Origin of the sequence: Peptostreptococcus equinus (genome assembly GCF_027125355.1) — a bacterium.
In the GTDB taxonomy this organism is placed as follows: Bacteria; Bacillota; Clostridia; order Peptostreptococcales; family Peptostreptococcaceae; genus Peptostreptococcus; species Peptostreptococcus equinus.
In genome coordinates, this window is record NZ_CP114052.1 from 849,435 (window position 1) to 867,636 (window position 18,202).

General features: G+C 28.6%; 16 protein-coding genes and 1 riboswitch. Of the genes, 10 read left to right on the forward strand and 6 right to left on the reverse strand.

Annotation, left to right across the window (positions count from 1 at the left end):
- Positions 1-8: 8 nt before the first annotated feature.
- A complete protein-coding gene (gene rseP, locus O0R46_RS04355; RefSeq protein WP_269312364.1) occupies positions 9-1,016 on the reverse strand; it encodes an RIP metalloprotease RseP in 1,008 nt (335 codons plus the stop codon).
- Positions 1,017-1,023: 7 nt separating this feature from the next.
- On the reverse strand, positions 1,024-2,205 hold the full coding sequence (locus O0R46_RS04360) for a 1-deoxy-D-xylulose-5-phosphate reductoisomerase (RefSeq protein ID WP_269312366.1): 1,182 nt from the start codon (positions 2,203-2,205) through the stop codon (positions 1,024-1,026).
- A 444-nt stretch (positions 2,206-2,649) separates the two neighbouring features.
- On the opposite strand from O0R46_RS04360, the gene O0R46_RS04365 reads away from it, so the two are divergent.
- The 8 genes from O0R46_RS04365 (at position 2,650) to O0R46_RS04400 (ending at position 11,706) form a co-directional block, all read left to right on the forward strand.
- Positions 2,650-3,081, forward strand: a complete 432-nt coding sequence (locus tag O0R46_RS04365) for a replication/maintenance protein RepL (protein ID WP_269312367.1) — start codon at positions 2,650-2,652, stop codon at positions 3,079-3,081.
- Complete coding sequence (locus O0R46_RS04370) at positions 3,065-3,655, forward strand: hypothetical protein (protein ID WP_269312368.1); 591 nt, start codon at positions 3,065-3,067, stop codon at positions 3,653-3,655. The genes O0R46_RS04365 and O0R46_RS04370 overlap by 17 nt, the downstream gene beginning before the upstream one ends.
- 105 nt (positions 3,656-3,760) lie before the next feature.
- Entirely contained in the window at positions 3,761-6,349 is a 2,589-nt protein-coding gene (clpB, locus tag O0R46_RS04375; protein ID WP_269312369.1) for an ATP-dependent chaperone ClpB, read from the forward strand.
- Positions 6,350-6,880: 531 nt separating this feature from the next.
- A complete protein-coding gene (brnQ, locus tag O0R46_RS04380) occupies positions 6,881-8,188 on the forward strand; it encodes a branched-chain amino acid transport system II carrier protein (RefSeq protein WP_269312370.1) in 1,308 nt (435 codons plus the stop codon).
- Positions 8,189-8,342: 154 nt separating this feature from the next.
- The gene (locus tag O0R46_RS04385) at positions 8,343-8,693 is read left to right on the forward strand and encodes a hypothetical protein (protein ID WP_269312371.1); all 351 of its coding nucleotides are present in this window, start codon (positions 8,343-8,345) and stop codon (positions 8,691-8,693) included.
- Positions 8,694-8,868: 175 nt separating this feature from the next.
- Positions 8,869-8,966: riboswitch (SAM riboswitch) on the forward strand.
- An 82-nt stretch (positions 8,967-9,048) separates the two neighbouring features.
- The gene (locus tag O0R46_RS04390; RefSeq protein ID WP_269312372.1) at positions 9,049-10,017 is read left to right on the forward strand and encodes a methionine ABC transporter ATP-binding protein; all 969 of its coding nucleotides are present in this window, start codon (positions 9,049-9,051) and stop codon (positions 10,015-10,017) included.
- Complete coding sequence (locus O0R46_RS04395) at positions 10,007-10,660, forward strand: methionine ABC transporter permease (protein ID WP_269312373.1); 654 nt, start codon at positions 10,007-10,009, stop codon at positions 10,658-10,660. The genes O0R46_RS04390 and O0R46_RS04395 overlap by 11 nt, the downstream gene beginning before the upstream one ends.
- A 233-nt stretch (positions 10,661-10,893) precedes the next feature.
- Positions 10,894-11,706, forward strand: a complete 813-nt coding sequence (locus O0R46_RS04400; RefSeq protein WP_269312374.1) for a MetQ/NlpA family ABC transporter substrate-binding protein — start codon at positions 10,894-10,896, stop codon at positions 11,704-11,706.
- A gap of 89 nt (positions 11,707-11,795) precedes the next feature.
- On the opposite strand, the gene O0R46_RS04405 is transcribed toward O0R46_RS04400, so the two are convergent.
- On the reverse strand, positions 11,796-12,842 hold the full coding sequence (locus O0R46_RS04405; RefSeq protein ID WP_269312375.1) for a DUF1002 domain-containing protein: 1,047 nt from the start codon (positions 12,840-12,842) through the stop codon (positions 11,796-11,798).
- A 193-nt stretch (positions 12,843-13,035) separates the two neighbouring features.
- Here O0R46_RS04405 and O0R46_RS04410 point away from each other — a divergent pair, with 193 nt between their 5' ends.
- Positions 13,036-13,515 carry a type I restriction enzyme HsdR N-terminal domain-containing protein gene (locus O0R46_RS04410; protein ID WP_269312376.1) on the forward strand — a complete coding sequence of 160 codons (480 nt, stop codon included), beginning with the start codon at positions 13,036-13,038 and terminating at the stop codon, positions 13,513-13,515.
- A 144-nt stretch (positions 13,516-13,659) separates the two neighbouring features.
- On the opposite strand, the gene O0R46_RS04415 is transcribed toward O0R46_RS04410, so the two are convergent.
- Positions 13,660-14,802: a polysaccharide deacetylase family protein gene (locus tag O0R46_RS04415; RefSeq protein WP_269312377.1), complete on the reverse strand. Its 1,143-nt coding sequence runs from the start codon at positions 14,800-14,802 to the stop codon at positions 13,660-13,662.
- Between the two features lie 205 nt (positions 14,803-15,007).
- On the opposite strand from O0R46_RS04415, the gene O0R46_RS04420 reads away from it, so the two are divergent.
- Positions 15,008-15,496: a rubredoxin-like domain-containing protein gene (locus O0R46_RS04420; RefSeq protein ID WP_269312378.1), complete on the forward strand. Its 489-nt coding sequence runs from the start codon at positions 15,008-15,010 to the stop codon at positions 15,494-15,496.
- Between the two features lie 90 nt (positions 15,497-15,586).
- Here the strand turns inward: O0R46_RS04420 and O0R46_RS04425 are convergent, their stop codons facing one another.
- On the reverse strand, positions 15,587-16,870 hold the full coding sequence (locus O0R46_RS04425; protein WP_269312379.1) for a dihydroorotase: 1,284 nt from the start codon (positions 16,868-16,870) through the stop codon (positions 15,587-15,589).
- Positions 16,871-16,935: 65 nt separating this feature from the next.
- Entirely contained in the window at positions 16,936-18,201 is a 1,266-nt protein-coding gene (locus O0R46_RS04430; protein ID WP_269312380.1) for an ABC transporter permease, read from the reverse strand.
- Position 18,202: the final 1 nt, after the last annotated feature.

Consider the following 18,202-nt stretch of genomic DNA (forward strand, 5'->3'; position numbering starts at 1 on the left):
TTGATTTATTATTTAAATAATCTTAAAATATCCTTATATGTTATAAATATCATAAGTGCAAGTAGCACCATTAATCCGCCGCCATTTATAGCACCTTCAATTTTTGCTGGTAGTTTTTTTCCACCTCTGATAGCTTCTATTAGTAAAATTAGTATTCTCCAACCATCTAGGGCAGGTATAGGCAATAGGTTAAATATACCTATATTTAAAGATATTATAGCTGTTAGGTACATAAAGTATATTATTCCATCACTAGCGGCTTTAGAAAACATTCCTACTACACCTACTGGACCTGCTAAATTGTTGACTATACTTTTTGACATCTGACCTGTTATCAACTTCCACAAAAATTCTAACATAGCTTTTGAAGTATTATAAGTTGATTCAATTGCTTTTATTGGTGCTTTTATATATGATTTTTCCATTTTTGGCTTTATACCTATCATATATTTACCATTTAACATTTTAGGTTTTAATTTAGTCGTTTTAATTTCACTATTTCTTTGATACTTTATAGTCATTTCCTTTCCCTTATTTAAGGTAGTTGTTTGACTAAGTTGATCAAAAGAATTAATGTTTTTTCCATTTATAGCCAGGATTTTATCATTTCTTTTTAAACCGGCAGATTGAGCAGCAGAATTTGGTAATACTTGCTCAAAAGTTGTAGTCTGTACACCAAGTAGCATATGTACTGGTATTAGCAAAAGTATACATAAAATTATATTTGCAAGTGGTCCTGCTATTATACTCAATAATCTTTGACCTATTGTTTTCTTGCCAAATGAATTTGGATCATTTGATTCTTCGTCTTCACCTTCCATAGCGACATATCCACCTATAGGGAAGAGTCTCAAAGCATAAAGTGTTCCGTTTTTTGTTTTTTGATATAACTTTGGTCCCATACCTATAGAGAATTCATGTATAGTTACTCCAGCTCTTTTAGCAAAGTAAAAATGTCCTAACTCGTGTATAAATATGATAAAACCAAAAGCGATTAAAGCTAATATTATTTTCATTTTTCACCTACTTAACTATTTTTTCTATATAATCTCTTGTCCAAGAATCTACCTCTAAAATTTCTTGCAAGTTTGGATTTTCTATGAATGTATGTTCATTTAATGCATATTCTATAAATTTAGGTATATCGTAAAAACCTATCCTATCTTCTAAAAATTTTTCTACTAATACTTCATTTGCAGCATTAAGCACAGCACAATCTGTTCCTCCGTGTTTTAAAGCCTTATAAGCAAGTTTTAAGCAAGGGAAAACCTCTAAATCTGGTTTTTCAAAGTGCAAGCTTGAAATTTCGAACAAGTCTAATCTCTTAAAATTGCTTTCTATTCTATTAGGGTAAGTCATGGCATACTGTATAGGAACTCTCATATCTGGGCATCCTATTTGTGCAATTATAGATGAGTCTTTAAACTGTACCATAGAATGGATTAAGCTTTCTGGATGTACATGAACTATAATATCATCAGCCTCAACTCCAAATAACCATTTAGCTTCTATAACTTCTAGTCCCTTATTCATCAAAGTGGAAGAGTCTATAGATATTTTTTTACCCATATTCCACTTAGGATGTTTTAGGGCAGAATCTTTTGTTGCATTTAGTAAATCCCCTTTAGATTTACCCCTAAATGGTCCTCCTGAAGCGGTTAATAATATTTTATCAATTTCTTTATAATTTTCTCCATTTAAACACTGGAATATTGCGCTGTGTTCACTATCTACTGGAAGAATTTTGGCATTATATTTTATTGCAGCTTCCATTACTAATTTTCCTGCAGTTACCAATGTCTCTTTATTGGCAAGAGCTATAGTAGTGGAATTTTTTATAGCTTCCATAGTTGGCAAAAGACCTATCATACCAACTACAGCAGTCACTAGTATATCAATAGTTTTAGAAGAGGATATTTTTATTAAACCATCCATACCTTTTAATATTTCTATTGATTTTAGACAAGTGATATTTTCTTGTTTTTTTAACTTAGTTAATTGTTCAAAAGATTTTTCATTATATACAACTACAGTTTTTGGATTAAATTCCTTAATTTGTTCTATTAATATATCAATATTAGTGTTTACTGATAAAGATTCAACCTTAAACATATCTGGATGATTTCTTACCACATCAAGAGTTTGTGTACCTATTGAACCAGTGGAACCTAATATAGAAATAGTTTTTAATTTATTTAAACTCATATTTCACCTCTTAGTTTTTAAATTATTTATATAAATTATACCATATAAAACTAAAGAATTTCTAAGTTTACTAGCTGTGATAGGTAAAATTTGATTATGTAATTCAAAAGTAATATAAGATTATTATATAATAATCTTATATTACTTTTGTGGTTATAGATATTAACTGAATAAAAAAATTTATTTTTTTTACTACAGATAAATTAATTTTATTACAAAGTTTATAAAAATGCTAAAAAAATAGTATATATAATGCTCATTATTTTAAAATAAAATGACTAAAATTTATCATTTAAATAATATTAAATTTATTTAAATGATAAATAATAAAACAAATATGTTTGACTTGGCTTAAAAATTATTATAATATGGTATCAATAAATAAAGAAGATGTTTTTAAATTAAGTTAATAGTTATACGTGTTTGATGAAGGGAGGGTGTTTCGTGTTTGTATTTAATGATATAAATGAAAAATATGATGATATAAGCTCAACGGAAAGTAGGAATATAGTACGTGATAAAACAAACAATAAATTTTTGAATGTGTCACCTAAGAACTTCCTAAAATCTATGGAGAATATAAGTAGTAAAAAATCTATGATACCATTACAACTAGTGAATATAATGGATAAAGATAACAAAATAAATCATACATTAGATGAACTTTCAGAAATATTATCTTATCCAAAAACTGGTTTATCAGTATTATTTGGTGAATATAAAAAGTATGATTTTATGATAAAGATTAGAAATGGTGTATATATGATTAATCCTTTGGTATTTTATAAGGGATCTAAATATGAGAGAGATAAATTATTAGCTAGCTATAATAAAGGTAGACGAAAGGAGGGGACTGTAAATGGATCTAAGATTTGATAGAGAAATAATGAAGTGGTTTGATAGTTTTTTTCAAGAAGCCATTGAAAGTATTTCAATAGATAACTTCTTTTGTAAAACTGAAAGAAATAGTAGATTGCTTGATAGAAGCAGAAAATTTATATTGGAAAAAAATAATGGTAAATATTGGCAAATTGAGTTTACAGTACCAGAAAGTAAAGTTTTAAAGATAGAGAAAAATGTAAATACATTTTTTAAAGAATATATTATAGAAGAAATTTCTATGTATAGCGATGATGAGATTTATGATTTTATAAATAGCAAAATAAAAGATGTATATAATGAAGTGGTGGAATATAGATATAATGAAGATAAAAACACTTATGTAATGAGCTATAGTAAAGAATTTATGGATAAGTGCTCTGGTATGAAAGTAGGAGAAATTAGATTTCTAAATGAAGATTTAATGATAAAAATTTGGAATGAAGAAAAAATTTCCATAGTTAATATCGATAATACTTTTAATTTGATACTTAATTATGATACTAATAAAAATGAAGATATGTTAGATTCTTTATTAGATTTACGTAAGTCTGTGATAATAATACTTTGATAAAATTCTAATATCTTATAATATAATTTAGAAAAGTATATTCACTTATTAATATAAGTATTGAACATGAACTTTTTAAAAATAGAAAAAGAAAGGAATAATTTTATGGACGCAGAAAAAATGACATTAAGAGTGCAAAATGCACTAAACGATGCTTTTAGTGAAGCAGTTAAAAATAATAATCAGCAAGTTGATTCAATCCATCTATTGATTGCGCTTGTTCAACAAGAAGATGGACTAATACCTAATATATTGGAAAAAATGGAAGTTAATGTAAATAACTTTTTATCGACTATCAATGATATAGCTAAATCTTTGCCGAGTGTTACAGGTCAAGGAGCAAGCTCACAAGGTGTGACAGCAACTAGAAAGATAAGTGAAATTTTAGTAAAGGCAGAATCTATATCTAAAGATTTTATGGATTCATATATTAGTGTTGAACACGTCATGCTTGCAATATTAGAGATAGAAAAAAATAATAAAATTGAAACATCATTCAAGGCATTTGGAATAAACAAAGATAAATTCCTAAACGCTTTAAATGAGGTAAGAGGCAATCAAAGAGTAGATACACAGGATCCTGAAGGTACGTATGATTCATTGGCTAAGTATAGTACAAATCTTGTAAAGTTAGCTATGGAAAATAAACTTGATCCAGTGATAGGTAGAGATGAAGAGATTAGAAGAGCGATTAGAATTCTATCTAGAAGAACAAAAAATAATCCAGTATTAATAGGTGAGCCTGGTGTTGGTAAAACGGCTATAATCGAAGGTTTAGCTCAGAGGATAGTAAAGGGAGATGTGCCAGAAGGATTGAAGGATAAAGTGGTTTATTCGCTTGATATGGGTGCGTTAATAGCCGGAGCAAAATATAGAGGAGAATTTGAAGAGAGATTAAAAGCTGTATTAAAAGAAGTTTCAAGTTCTGATGGTAAAATTATATTATTTATAGATGAGATACATACTATAGTAGGAGCTGGAAAAACTGAAGGATCAATGGATGCAGGTAATTTAATAAAACCAATGCTTGCTAGAGGAGAATTGAACTGTATAGGTGCTACTACCTATGATGAATATAGAAAATATATAGAAAAAGATAAAGCATTGGAAAGAAGATTCCAACCTGTATATGTTGAAGAGCCTACAGTAGATGATACAATATCTATACTTAGAGGTTTAAAGGAAAGATTTGAGATACACCATGGAATTAGGATACATGATAATGCTATAGTAGCAGCAGCTAAATTATCTGATAAATATATACAAGATAGATTTTTACCAGATAAGGCAATTGACTTAATAGATGAAGCTGGGTCTATGATTAGAACCGAAATTGATTCTCTACCAACAGAGTTAGATGCAGTAAGAAGAAGGTTGTTTATGCTAGAAACTGAAAGAGAAGCGCTAAAAAAAGAAGAAGATGACAAGTCTAAGTTAAGACTTGAAGAGTTGGAGAAAGAATTAGCAGATTTAAAAGAAGAAAATGATGAATTAACTAGTAAATATGAGTTAGAAAAAACTAAGATAATGGGTGTTAAACATCTAAAGGAGGAATTAGATAATGCTAAATCCTTGGTAGAAAAATATGAACGCGAGTATGACTTTAATAAGGCGGCTGAGGTAAAATATGGTCAGATACCAAAGTTAGAAAGCCAAATTAAAGAATATGAAGAAAATGAGGATAATAACGAAGCAAATACATTATTAAAACAAGAGGTAACTGAGGATGAAATTGCACATATTATCTCAAACTGGACTGGCATACCAATTACAAAATTAGTAGAAAGTCAAAGAGAAAAATTACTTAAATTAGAAGAACATTTACATAGAAGAGTAATCGGACAGGATGAAGCGGTACAAGCTGTATCTGATGCAATAATTAGATCTAGAGCGGGGCTTAGTGATCCTAATAAACCAATAGGTTCATTCATTTTCCTTGGTCCAACAGGTGTAGGTAAGACAGAGCTTGCCAAGACACTTGCTAGAAATCTATTTGATAGTGAAGAAAATATTATTAGATTAGATATGTCTGAATATATGGAGAAGCATAGTGTTTCTAGATTAGTAGGACCACCTCCAGGTTATGTTGGTTACGAAGAAGGAGGTCAACTTACTGAAGCAGTTAGAAGAAAGCCATATTCTGTAGTATTATTTGATGAAATAGAAAAAGCACATGAGGATGTATTTAACATGTTTTTACAGATATTAGATGATGGTAGATTAACTGACAATAAGGGTAAAACAGTAGATTTCAAAAATACTATAATAATAATGACTTCAAATATTGGTAGTGAGGTTTTATTAGAAAGTAAGGGAGAAATTGATGAAGCTATAAATCAAAGAGTAATGGATATAATGAAACTTAGATTTAAGCCAGAATTCCTTAATAGAGTAGATGACATAATCATGTTCAAACCACTTGCCAAAGAAGAAATAAAGAAAATAATAGACATATTTATGGAGTCTTTGAGAAATAAATTGAAAGAAAGAGATATTAATCTAGAGCTTACAGATTTAGCGAAAGATTTTATAGCTGATACTGGTTATGATTCTGTATATGGTGCAAGACCATTAAAGAGATATATCAATAATGAAATAGAGACTAAAATTGCCAAGGCTATAATTGCTGGATTAATTGAAGAAAAATCTACTATAAAGATAGATTTAGAAGATGGCAATATAATCATTAAATAGTATGAAAATATATTTGTATAAAATAATCATAATAATTAAATAAAAATATAGATAAAATGTTTAAATTTTAATAATTTGTGTATATATTAAATATATTAGTTCATAAAAAATAGTTTAATAAGATTTATAATATTTGAATTCCCCTAAAACTCCAAGTATGCCTTGGAGTTTTTTTATGAAAAATAAAAAAATTAGCTAAATTTCTGTTTATTTAAAGTTATAAAAAGCAAAAAAGCAAACTTTTTATTGAAAGTGTATTATTAGTCTTTTATTACAAAATAAAAAAAATACCTGATATAAAAACATTTTTATATAACTGGAAAACGTTAATTTAATTTAATAAGTTAAATTGACTAAATATTTAATTATTGTTTATAAATTTGGGACTAGAATGAATAAATGTTGATTTAAATAGTAATGATACATTAATATCTAAATGAATATAACGAATATAAAGAATTGTTTGACAATATAAAAAAAAATGGTTATACTATATTTGAACTAATATATTTTATTAAAGGAGGAGTTCAAATGAATATCAAGTTTAAAGATATTATTGTTGTTGGTTTCGCGCTATTTGCGATGTTCTTCGGAGCAGGAAACCTAATATTCCCACCTTACTTGGGAGTATTATCAGGACCTCAGTGGTTTATAGCATTTATAACATTCCTTTTTGCCGATGGTGGTTTAGCACTTTTAGGTGTTATAGCCCTTACGAAAGTTGATGGTAATATGGACGCTTTATTCTCTAGAGCAGGAAAAACAATCGGTGTGGCAATAGGCATAGCAATGATTCTTTGTATAGGACCATTTGTTGCTATACCAAGAACAGCGGCTACTACTTATGAAATAGGTATTTTACCTACAGTAGGTAGTGGTTTTAACCCTATTCTATTCTCTATAATATTCTTTGTTATAGTACTAGTATTGACTATAAAACCTTCAAAGGTTATAGACATAGTAGGAGCTGTTCTTACTCCAACATTACTAGTTTGTCTTGCTATATTAATAGTAAAGGGTGTTGTACAACCTCTAGGACAAATTCAAGACAAAGTATTAATTGAGGGGGTAGCTGCTAGAGGTATATCTGAAGGATATCAAACTATGGATGCAATGGCAGCATGTATATTTGCTGGTATTGTTATTAACTCTATAAAAGCAAAGGGTTATAAGGATGCTAGTATGATTAAAGCAACTATCTATGCTGGATTTGTTGCAGTAGTAGGACTTGCTTTTGTTTATGGTGGTCTTGCTTACTTAGGAGCAACAGTTAACACTCAGTTTGGATTAGATGCTGAAAGAACAAAGCTTATAGTTTCTATTACAGAACAAATACTTGGCGGACCTGGAAAAATAATCTTAGCAATAATAGTTGCACTTGCTTGTTTAACAACAGCTATAGGTTTATCTTCAGCTTGCGGTAACTATTTCGAAGAAATTTCAAAAGGAAAACTTAAGTATGCACATGTTGTTATAGTTGTATGTATATTCTCTGCTATAATCTCTAACTTTGGTGTTGACCAGATTATTAATATTGCTTTCCCAATATTACTTGCTATATATCCAGCTGTAATTGTTTATATTATCTTAGGTTTATTTAATAATAAAATTCATAATGATAATTTATTCGTATTTGGCGTGTGGTCAGCGTTAGTAATAGGAATAATAAGTTCTATTGCAGGATTAAAAATGTTTGAAGGAGCATCATGGGCTAATTCAATTAATGGTGTGTTTGCGGCATTGCCAGGAGCTAAAATTGGTTTCTATTGGATAGTACCTGTTGCAATATTTATCTTAATAGGTAAGTTTATACCAAGCAAGAAAAATCATGTTGCATAATAATTAAATCAAATAAAGGCAAGCTTATAGCTTGCCTTTATTTTTTTAAAATATAATTAATACATTTTAATAACATATTATATAATGTTTGAAAATGTTGTTTTTTACTTTGACTTATAATATAATTTAATTATTAAAACTATGGGGGGAGCTTATGGCTAAGAAAAATTCAAAAAAAAGGGAGAAAGCTTATTACGATAAAAAAATAATCGAAGCGAAAAATACAAAAGAAACATCAGATTTATCTAAAAACAGATTATTTGTAATGAGTATTGGTTTTTTAATATTATTTTATTCAAATTATTTAGCAATATTTATATCACAAAAATTGGTGGCTATTTTAGGATTAGGTGTAATGTTATATGCAATGATTAAATCTCTCAAAAATCCAAATGAGAAAATCAGACAGACTAAAACTGGTAATTATATAGATTATACTATTACAGCAATTATTGTTCTAATAATTATATTTAACATATTTTTGATTATAAAGCATTATATATAGAACATAGCATAATTTTTATTTTTAGAATTTGTAGTTAGTTATATAAGTAATTATGGGCCTTTGAAGCATAACCTTCAAAGGTATTTTTTTATATTTTTCAAAATAATAAAATATTTAGAAAAATGTGTTGACAAATTATATGATAAATATTATTATATATTTAATAATTTAATATCTCTTATCGAGAGTGGTGGAGGGACTGGCCCTTTGAAGCCCGGCAACCTGAATTATTTTAAGGTGCTAATTCCAGCAGCTATAGCTGAAAGATGAGTAAAATAGGTCCGAGTCTAGGTATATATTTTACTTAGGCTATTTTTTATGATTTTATAGATAGGAAAAATGAGAGGAGACTATAATGATACGTATAAATGGTGTCAATAAATATTTTGATGATATACAAGTATTAAAAGACATAAATTTAGATATAAATGAAGGTGAAATTTTTGGAATTATAGGACATAGTGGTGCAGGTAAATCTACTTTATTAAGATGTATTAACAGACTTGAAAGTTACGATTATGGTGAGATATTAATAAATAATAATGATATATCTAAGCTAAATGATAAGAATTTAAGAGAATTGAGAAAAGATCTAGGTATGATATTTCAGCATTTTTCTTTATTAGAAAGAAAGACAGTATTTGATAATATTTCATTGCCTATGGAATGTTTTTCATATAGCAAAGAACAAATAAATAAAAGAGTAGATGAGCTATTAGATTTAGTAGGTATAGCAGATAAAAAATATGAAAGACCAAGGAATTTGAGTGGTGGTCAAAAACAAAGAGTAGCTATAGCTAGGGCACTTGCTATGGAACCATCTGTTTTATTATGTGATGAGGCAACCTCAGCACTCGACCCAAATACTACAAAGTCTATTCTATCTTTACTACAAGATATAAACAAGAAACTTGGAATAACAATAATAATGGTCACACATCAAATGGAAGTTATAAAGCAAATATGTTCTCGTACAGCTATTATGGATGCTGGTGAAGTAGTAGAATTAGGAGATACTGAAGAAATATTTTTAAATAGTCCACCAGCACTTAGAAAATTATTGGGTGAGGATAAAATAATACTTCCAAGTGGAAATAATTTGAAACTATTATTTACAAATGATAGATCGAACGAAGCAATAATTACATCTATGGCAAGAGAATTAGATGTAGATGTATCTATAATATATGGGAAACTAGAAAAATTTAGAGAAGATGTATTAGGTTCTCTTATTATTAATATACCTGATGGTTATTTAGAAAAGGTAGAAAAATATTTGGATAATAAAAATATGTTGTGGCAGGAGGTAGACAATGAGTTTTAGTGATTATATACAAAATTTATTTCCGCAGGCATTTGTGCAGACTATGTACATGACTATTGTACCAACTATAATTGCTACAATACTTGGATTTATAATGGCAGTTATATTGGTGATTACAAAAAAAGATGGGCTAAAACCAAATCGAAAAATAAATAGCATACTATCACTTATTGTAAATATATTTAGAAGTTTTCCTTTTATGATATTAATAGTTGCAATAATTCCATTTACAAGACTGGTAGTAGGAACAAGTATTGGAGAGACAGCGGCCTTGGTTCCAATTACAATAGGAGCTGCTCCATTTATAGCAAGGTTACTTGAAAACTCATTAAATGAAGTTGATCCAGGGTTAATAGAAGCTGCTAAGTCTTTTGGAGCAACTAACTCTCAGATAATTTTTAAGGTTATGGTAAAAGAATCAGTTCCATCAATGATTCAAGCCATATGTCTATCGATGATATCTATATTAGGTTATACAGCGATGGCTGGAGCAGTAGGAGCTGGAGGACTTGGTAATGTGGCGTTAATGTATGGATATCAGCAATTTGATGTAAATGTGATGTTGTTTACAGTAATTGCATTAATAATAATAGTTCAATTAATCCAATTTATTGGAGATACTTTATATAAGAAACTAAGATAATTTGAGCTCAATCTTGGTTTTAATAATAAATAATAAAAATATACATGTATAAGTAAAAATAATAAACAATAAGCTAAATAGTAAATATAAAAACTAATAAATATTAGCGATAAAAATTCGTAATTAATAAAAAACAATATTTCTAAAATAATAAAAATCGTCGATAAATAGTAAGAAAACTAAGGATAATTAATAAATATTTATAAAAAGTTGAAATAAGAGGAGGATATATTATGAAAATTAAAAAGATAGCAACATTGGCATTAGCAGCAGGACTTTCTCTATCATTAGTAGCTTGTGGTTCAAATAAAAAAGAATCTGCTAAAGATGATAAAAAAATTGTAATAGGGGCAAGTGCAAATCCGCATGCTGATATATTAAATAAAGCTGTAAAGCCACTTTTAGAAAAAGACGGATATAAGTTAGAAGTGAAGGTATTTAATGACTACATACTTCCAAACAAAGCTTTAGACGAAGGTTCATTAGATGCGAACTTCTTCCAGCATGAACCATATTTAAACGAATATAATACAAAAAATAAAACAGAGATTAAATCAGTAGCTAAGGTTCATTTAGAGCCTATGGGAGTATATTCACAAAAAGTGAAGTCGATTTCAGGAGTTAAAGATAAGGCGGTAATTGCTGTGCCAAATGATCCAACTAATGAGACTAGAGCACTTAAAATTCTTGAAAAAGAAGGTCTAATAAAACTGGCTGACAAAGAGCTATTGAATAAGAATGATATCAAAGAAAATAAGAAAAACATAGAGATAAAAGAATTAGCTGCAGAACAGCTACCAACTGTTTTAAAGGATGTTGATTTGGCTGTAATAAATTCAAATTATGCTTTAGAAGCTAAATTAAATCCTCAAAAAGATGCTATAGCTACAGAATCAAAAGATTCTCCATATGCAAATATAATAGCTGTTAGTTCAAAAAATAAAGATAGTGAAAAGACAAAGGCCTTGATAAAGGCAATACAATCACCAGAAGTTAAAACATTTATTAATGATACATATAAGGGAGCTATAATTCCTTCATTTTAAGTAATACGTATATTGTAAGCAATAAAATATATAAATAAAAAGATGTGGTATATACCACATCTTTTACTTTGTAATTATAAATATCTAATTTAGTTAAATAACGACTTAAAGAAGTTAATTATCTTATCTATTAAACCACTTTCTTTTGCTTGATTGGCAACATCTCCTGCTATTTGCTTAGCATTAGTTAATCCATCAGAAGTAGTATTTACAACAGCATCTTTTGAAAGCTTGCTATCATCGAATTGTTTAAAGAATGAGTTTGCCTCTTTATTGTTATTTAACCAATCTGATGCCTTTCCTATAATGCCATTTACATCAATATTTTCGCCCTTATCTTTAAGATTTGATCTGACGTTTGTACTTACATTAGCTAGAGTATCTTTCATGTCCTTGTAGTTATAATTTTGATTTGAAATATTGCTTAGTAAGTTCACTATAATATTTATGTCTCCAGTTGTAAGATTTACATTATAATTATTTGCTGTGTCTTTTACAATTTTTTCTATTTTTTCTTTATCCTTAATATCATCTTTTATAACTTTTGTTTTTGCATCATTTACTATACCAGTAGCTTTGTCTTGACCTACTTGGTTAGCAAGTTTACCAGTTGTGACTAGCTCTTTATTAGCTAATTTCTTTTTATTTTCTGTAAGTTTATCACCAGTAGATTTTTCAAAACCTATGATTATACCAGTTAAGGCTCCTGTACCACTAACAGGGAAAGGTGCAGCCGCTACTACATTTGCATTTTCTACACCTGCAGTGGATAGGGTAGTGGCTATCATAGAACTAGTAACCCAAGTAATGTTTGAAGTTTTGACATTGATACCGCCATCATTTGTAGGTACTACATATGCTGAAGACATAGTTACATGTCCTAGCTGTTTTTCTGGGGCGATACCTGCAAGATATTTTCTTTCTTGAGCATTGTTTACATATATTATATTAGGATTATTTTGATCAACACCAAAATAATTTAATATACTTGCTTTTTGTTTTTGGTTAAGATTTGCACCAATAGTAATCACTTCATTTTTTGATGAACTTGTTGAGTCTGCAAATGAAGCTGTACTTATTGAAAAAGTCATCAAGGCTGAAAGGGCGATATAAGACAGTTTTTTTAATATTTTCATTATCTTATCCTCCATAAAATATATTTAATCGAACTAATCGACTATAAATAATATAGTCTAATAGACTTAATTATACCTTTAATATATTGATATGGACTAATTTAAACCCAGATGATATAATGAACTTAATGATTGATTCGTGCATAATTTAAGCAAGAGATTAATTTTAATAAATTGGATAAGGAGAATTAATATGTCAAAAGAATTAGTAAAAGAAAGAGTTGTAGAATATTTGATTAAAGAGCTTAATGTACCTGAAGATATGATTGAAATAGATACACCATTATCAGAATATGAGGAAGGTGTAGAAGGTACACTTGACATCACAGTAGTAGCACTTGATGAAGATGATTGTTTATTACCTTTAATGGTAATTCATTGTTTAGATGATGATATTGACTTAGACGAACAGGTTGTAGAGGGTCAAATGGACTTTTTAGAACTGATTGATGAAACTACTCATGTTGGTAGAATGATTCTTACAAACGGTGATCAAATGATGTATGCAGATTGGAATGGAACTGAATTAGAGGATGAAGAAGCTCTTCCTACATATGATAAGATGATAGAAGAGTATAAAGCAACTGAAAAAGAATATAAAGATTATGTGGCTGAACATCCAGATTATCTAGAAGAACATGACCACGACCATGATAATCATCACGAGAACTAAAAAATATAATACTAATTTAGATAATTATTATATAAATTAGTATTATACGATAAATTATTGTATTTCATATAAAAAGCTGTAAACAATTGTTTACAGCTTTTTATTATTTGTCATTATAATCATTTTAAATTCTAATTTTTGTAATTACACTAAAGTCTTAAATTCATATCCTTGAGATTTATAGTATTTTATAATATTGTCTAAGTATTTGACTGTTTCTTCTTTTCCATAAGTATCATGCATTAAAAGAACTATTAAATTTTTACCTTTAGATTCTTTAACTGCGAAGTCATATAATGCTTTAGCATCTTTCTTTGGTGGTTCTGCATCGCCATTTAAACTATTCCAATCCATTGATACCATATCATTTGCAATGAAGTAATTATTTAAAGGTTCTGTTTTTTGCCATGACATCTGCCCACCAGGACATCTTATAACTCTTGTTGTAAAATTAGGCATTCCTAGAGATTCTTGAATCTTTTTTTCATTTTTCTTTATATCGCTTAAAAAATTCTTTTCATTGTATATTCTCTTCGGATATAAGAAAGTGTAATCATGTGAATAGGAATGATTGCCTATAGCCATACCATTATCATACAACTGTCTAAGGATCTGAGGAGCGCCATCAATAGTTTGTGCTTTACCAGTTACAAAGAAAGTTCCCTTTACATTGTTGTCATTCAATATTTTCAAAACTTTAGGGGTATTTGTTGTTGAAGGTCCATCATCAAATGTCAAAAAAACTTCTTTTTTGCCATTATTATCAATATCGTAAGTATTTAATGAATTCCATACTTTAGCAGCATCTACACCATATATTTTTTTTGCGTCTTCTTTCTGACCAATTACAGCTTTATTTTTATTATTTTTTTCATCTAACATTTTTTCAAATTCTAGATTAGTCTTATTGTCAGCATTAATATCTGCTGAACTAGGATTTAATTTATATGCTACAAATATGCCGACACATAGAAGAATAGATAATAATATAATTATAAAAAGAATTGTTTTTTTAGTTTTATTTTTCTTTTTATCTTTAAGTTTTTGTATTCTGTTATGCTTTGCATATATATCGGTATTTCTTATAGAGTTCATATCTTCATCAATTATATTAGATTCTTTAGCTTGGTCTAATACTATTTCATCATCTGAAATTGATTCTTCTGTAATAGCATTATTGTCTAAAGGTTCAAATTCTCTTGTGAGTTCAATATCCTCTGAATCTACTTTTTTATTTTTACTATTATTAATGTCTTCTTGTGTGACAATTCTATCATCATTATCCATTTTTTTTTGACCTCCTTATTTGTTGCAAAAATACTATGAAAATTATTCGCGTTCTTTATACTATTATTATACACAATTTAAATAAATAAAACAGTAAAAAATATTAAAGATAATCTTAATTTTTGTTTAAATTAAGTTATTTTGTTGTATAATACTATTATGGTAAAATTTGGGAATATTTATTTGTAAGTTGTGAGGTGTGAGTATGAGAAGATACAAATGTAAAGAATGCGGTTATATACATATAGGTGATAGTGCTCCAGATGTATGTCCTGTATGCGCATACGATTCTGAAGTTTTTTTCTTGATGGATGAGGAGAATATAAAGAAAGAAAATGAGTATTTTGAAATGATTGATTCACCAAATCCAGAACTCTTGAAGAAGATGAGAAAGCAACTCGACAGTGTAAGTAGACTATCATCTGTAGTCTGGTCTATGTATAATCAAGCCTTAAATGAAGGTAAAAACGATATGGCTCAAGAATTTAGGGATATATCGGCAAAACTTACTAGACAATCTTCAGTTTTCGTTATGTTTTTAGGTGAATTTTTAGAATTTAATAGTGAAGCTAATATGGAAGAGTTAAAAAACCAGTTAAATAAAATTAATTTAAAAAATCAAGAAATTATAAATTTGCTAATAGAAGATGGAAATGATAATGAAGCTGAAATATTAAGTAATATAATGAAATAATATTTTAGCTGAATAAATAGAAAAAGTCTAACCTTGAGATATAATCTTATCGTTGGACTTTTTCTATTTATTATTATATAGTATACATATTTATTTATTTAAATCTGAATCTGAGTAGACAATTTTACCTGAGCATATAGTGTACTTAATCTTAGCAGGTAATTTCCAATTTATAAAAGGTGAATTGGATGATTTAGAGTAAAATTTGTCAGTAACAACATATTCTTCATTAGGATTGAATATACAAATATCAGCTACTTTTCCATGACTAATATCTCCTCTATCAAGTTTATAATGTTTTGATGGATTTATAGTAAGTTTAGAAAGCATATGTGACATAGATAATCTACCTGTATTTACAAGCTGATCAACTGAAAGTGATAGGGCAGTCTCTAAACCTATTATACCACTAGGAGCCTTAGAAAATTCTGTTTCTTTTTCTTCTTTTGTATGTGGGGCATGGTCTGTAGCTATTATTTCTATAGTATCGTCTATCAAACCTTGAATAATTTTTTCTCTATCTTCATGAGTTCTAAGAGGGGGATTCATTTTTGCAAGAGTTGAATATTTTTTTACATCATCCTCGGTAAGTGTAAAATGATGAGGAGTAGCCTCTGCTATAACATTTGCTCCCAATGATTTAATGTATCTAACAAAATCTACTGATACACCAGATGAAATATGCTGAATATCTATTTTTGCACCAGTATCCAAAGCTAACATGCAATCCCTTGCTACCATAACATCTTCGGCCACTCTGGGAGCTCCTATTAGAGATAAAGATTTAGCCACATCAGATTCGTTTATTCCATGGTTGGATATTAAACTATTATCTTCTTCATGAAGTGCAATTATAGTATCGAGTTCCTTGGCTTTAATCATTGCTTTTCTAAGTAAAGATGTATTCATCACAGGAACCCCATCATTTGTGAAGCCGATAGCACCATTTTTACTAAGAGCCTCCATGTCTACTAGCATATCTTTAAAATCGTATGTAAGTGCTGATTCTTGATATATATTTATACAAGCTAACTCTGCTTTTTTTTGAATATTTTTTAATCTCTGAACAGAATCGGTTTTAGGGTTAGTATTTGCCATCAAAAGAACAGATGTAAAACCACCAGCGGCAGCAGCCTTTGAGCCTGAGATTATATCTTCTTTATGTGTTTGACCAGGTTCTCTAAAATGTGCATGTATATCAATTAATCCAGGACAAACTATATATCCCTTTGCATTTATAATCTGTGCATGAGGATCATTTATTTCTTTTGCAATTGACGAAACTATACCATTTTCAATAAGTAAATCTGCTATCTCTTCAAATGAATTTGCTGGGTTTATAATTAAACCATTTTTTATTAGTAATTTTCTCATAAAGATCTCCTTTTATTTGCTTATTTTTAAAAAAGAGATTGATCTATTAGATCAATCTCTAAATATTATTTATATATAACTTTGATAGGATCCAACTTGGAAGCTTTATAAGCAGGCACTAATCCGAATATTATACCTGTTAGTGCGATAGCTAAAAACGCGTATAAGAAACTATTAAAGCTTGGTATGGGCTTAAATGGAAGTATATTTCTAGAGTGTATTGTTACAGCATATCCTACAAATAAACCTAAGATACCTCCACAAGCAGTAATGAATACTGATTCTATTAAAAATTGGAATAGGATGGTTCTAGGTTTGGCACCTAGAGCTCTTCTAATACCTATTTCTATATTTCTTTCCATTACAGAAACATACATTATATTCATTATACCAACACCACCGACTACCATTGATACTATAGTAATAATCATAACGAATTTATCTATACCTTTTGTTATAGCTTCAGTTGATTCTTGTATAGTGCTTTGACTTTGGATATTATAATTTCCACTAACTTTAGGATGAAGGGCATTTACTTGCTTTAATACTTCTTTAGATACTTTATCAACGTCTGCATCATCTTCAACATCAATTTTTAAATTATTTATTTCGCCTTTTTGATAAATAGCACCTGTTAAAATATCATAAGGTTTTTTGGGAATTATACAAGATGGTTGAATAGCGTCAAAGCTGGTTTTTTTTCTAAATTCTTTTTCAGCTCGATCGTATACAATATCTAAATCATACACACCAATCACTTCATAAACTAAATTATTAATGTTTACACCTTTACCAAGGGGAGACTTATCTTTGAATAAGTCTTTTTTAACTTTATTATTAATAACTATAACATTCCTATTTTCATCTTCCTTAGTTATAGACTTACCTTCTATAATTTTGTATTTTTTTTCAGCGTTATGAGCTATAACACCAGTTGCAGATGCTTTATCAAAAAATGATATCTTAGCTTGGTACATATTTTCATCAAAACCAGCAAACAATTGAATAGGCTTAGCTGAAGGTGTGATTTTTTTTACACCCTTTACATTTGATAAAACTTGCAAATCACTAGGATTAAAAGGTTGAACTAGCTTAGAATCTAAATCTTCTTGTATGTAACCATCATTTGTTTTTTCTTGATAATAAATTACTGCTGTTCTTGGAGCTATATTTTGAAAAGTGTTTTTAAATAGTTTGCTCATTGCATTACCTACAGAACTGACAAAAACTACAGAAGTAATACCAATTATTAGCCAAATAAAGGCGATGATTAGTCTCAGCTTATGGCCTTTTAAATTTGAGATGGAGTTCTTTAGTAATGTAAATATCATA

What these genes read in the sequence shown, in the direction of transcription:
- O0R46_RS04420 (WP_269312378.1), top strand. Translation starts at nt 15,008, where the DNA reads ATGAGAAGATACAAATGTAAAGAATGCGGTTATATACATATAGGTGAT.
- O0R46_RS04400 (WP_269312374.1), top strand. Translation starts at nt 10,894, where the DNA reads ATGAAAATTAAAAAGATAGCAACATTGGCATTAGCAGCAGGACTTTCT.
- O0R46_RS04415 (WP_269312377.1), bottom strand. Translation starts at nt 14,802, where the DNA reads ATGGATAATGATGATAGAATTGTCACACAAGAAGACATTAATAATAGT.
- clpB (WP_269312369.1), top strand. Translation starts at nt 3,761, where the DNA reads ATGGACGCAGAAAAAATGACATTAAGAGTGCAAAATGCACTAAACGAT.
- O0R46_RS04430 (WP_269312380.1), bottom strand. Translation starts at nt 18,201, where the DNA reads ATGATATTTACATTACTAAAGAACTCCATCTCAAATTTAAAAGGCCAT.
- O0R46_RS04385 (WP_269312371.1), top strand. Translation starts at nt 8,343, where the DNA reads ATGGCTAAGAAAAATTCAAAAAAAAGGGAGAAAGCTTATTACGATAAA.
- O0R46_RS04405 (WP_269312375.1), bottom strand. Translation starts at nt 12,842, where the DNA reads ATGAAAATATTAAAAAAACTGTCTTATATCGCCCTTTCAGCCTTGATG.
- O0R46_RS04395 (WP_269312373.1), top strand. Translation starts at nt 10,007, where the DNA reads ATGAGTTTTAGTGATTATATACAAAATTTATTTCCGCAGGCATTTGTG.
- brnQ (WP_269312370.1), top strand. Translation starts at nt 6,881, where the DNA reads ATGAATATCAAGTTTAAAGATATTATTGTTGTTGGTTTCGCGCTATTT.
- O0R46_RS04390 (WP_269312372.1), top strand. Translation starts at nt 9,049, where the DNA reads ATGATACGTATAAATGGTGTCAATAAATATTTTGATGATATACAAGTA.
- rseP (WP_269312364.1), bottom strand. Translation starts at nt 1,016, where the DNA reads ATGAAAATAATATTAGCTTTAATCGCTTTTGGTTTTATCATATTTATA.
- O0R46_RS04410 (WP_269312376.1), top strand. Translation starts at nt 13,036, where the DNA reads ATGTCAAAAGAATTAGTAAAAGAAAGAGTTGTAGAATATTTGATTAAA.
- O0R46_RS04370 (WP_269312368.1), top strand. Translation starts at nt 3,065, where the DNA reads ATGGATCTAAGATTTGATAGAGAAATAATGAAGTGGTTTGATAGTTTT.
- O0R46_RS04360 (WP_269312366.1), bottom strand. Translation starts at nt 2,205, where the DNA reads ATGAGTTTAAATAAATTAAAAACTATTTCTATATTAGGTTCCACTGGT.
- O0R46_RS04425 (WP_269312379.1), bottom strand. Translation starts at nt 16,870, where the DNA reads ATGAGAAAATTACTAATAAAAAATGGTTTAATTATAAACCCAGCAAAT.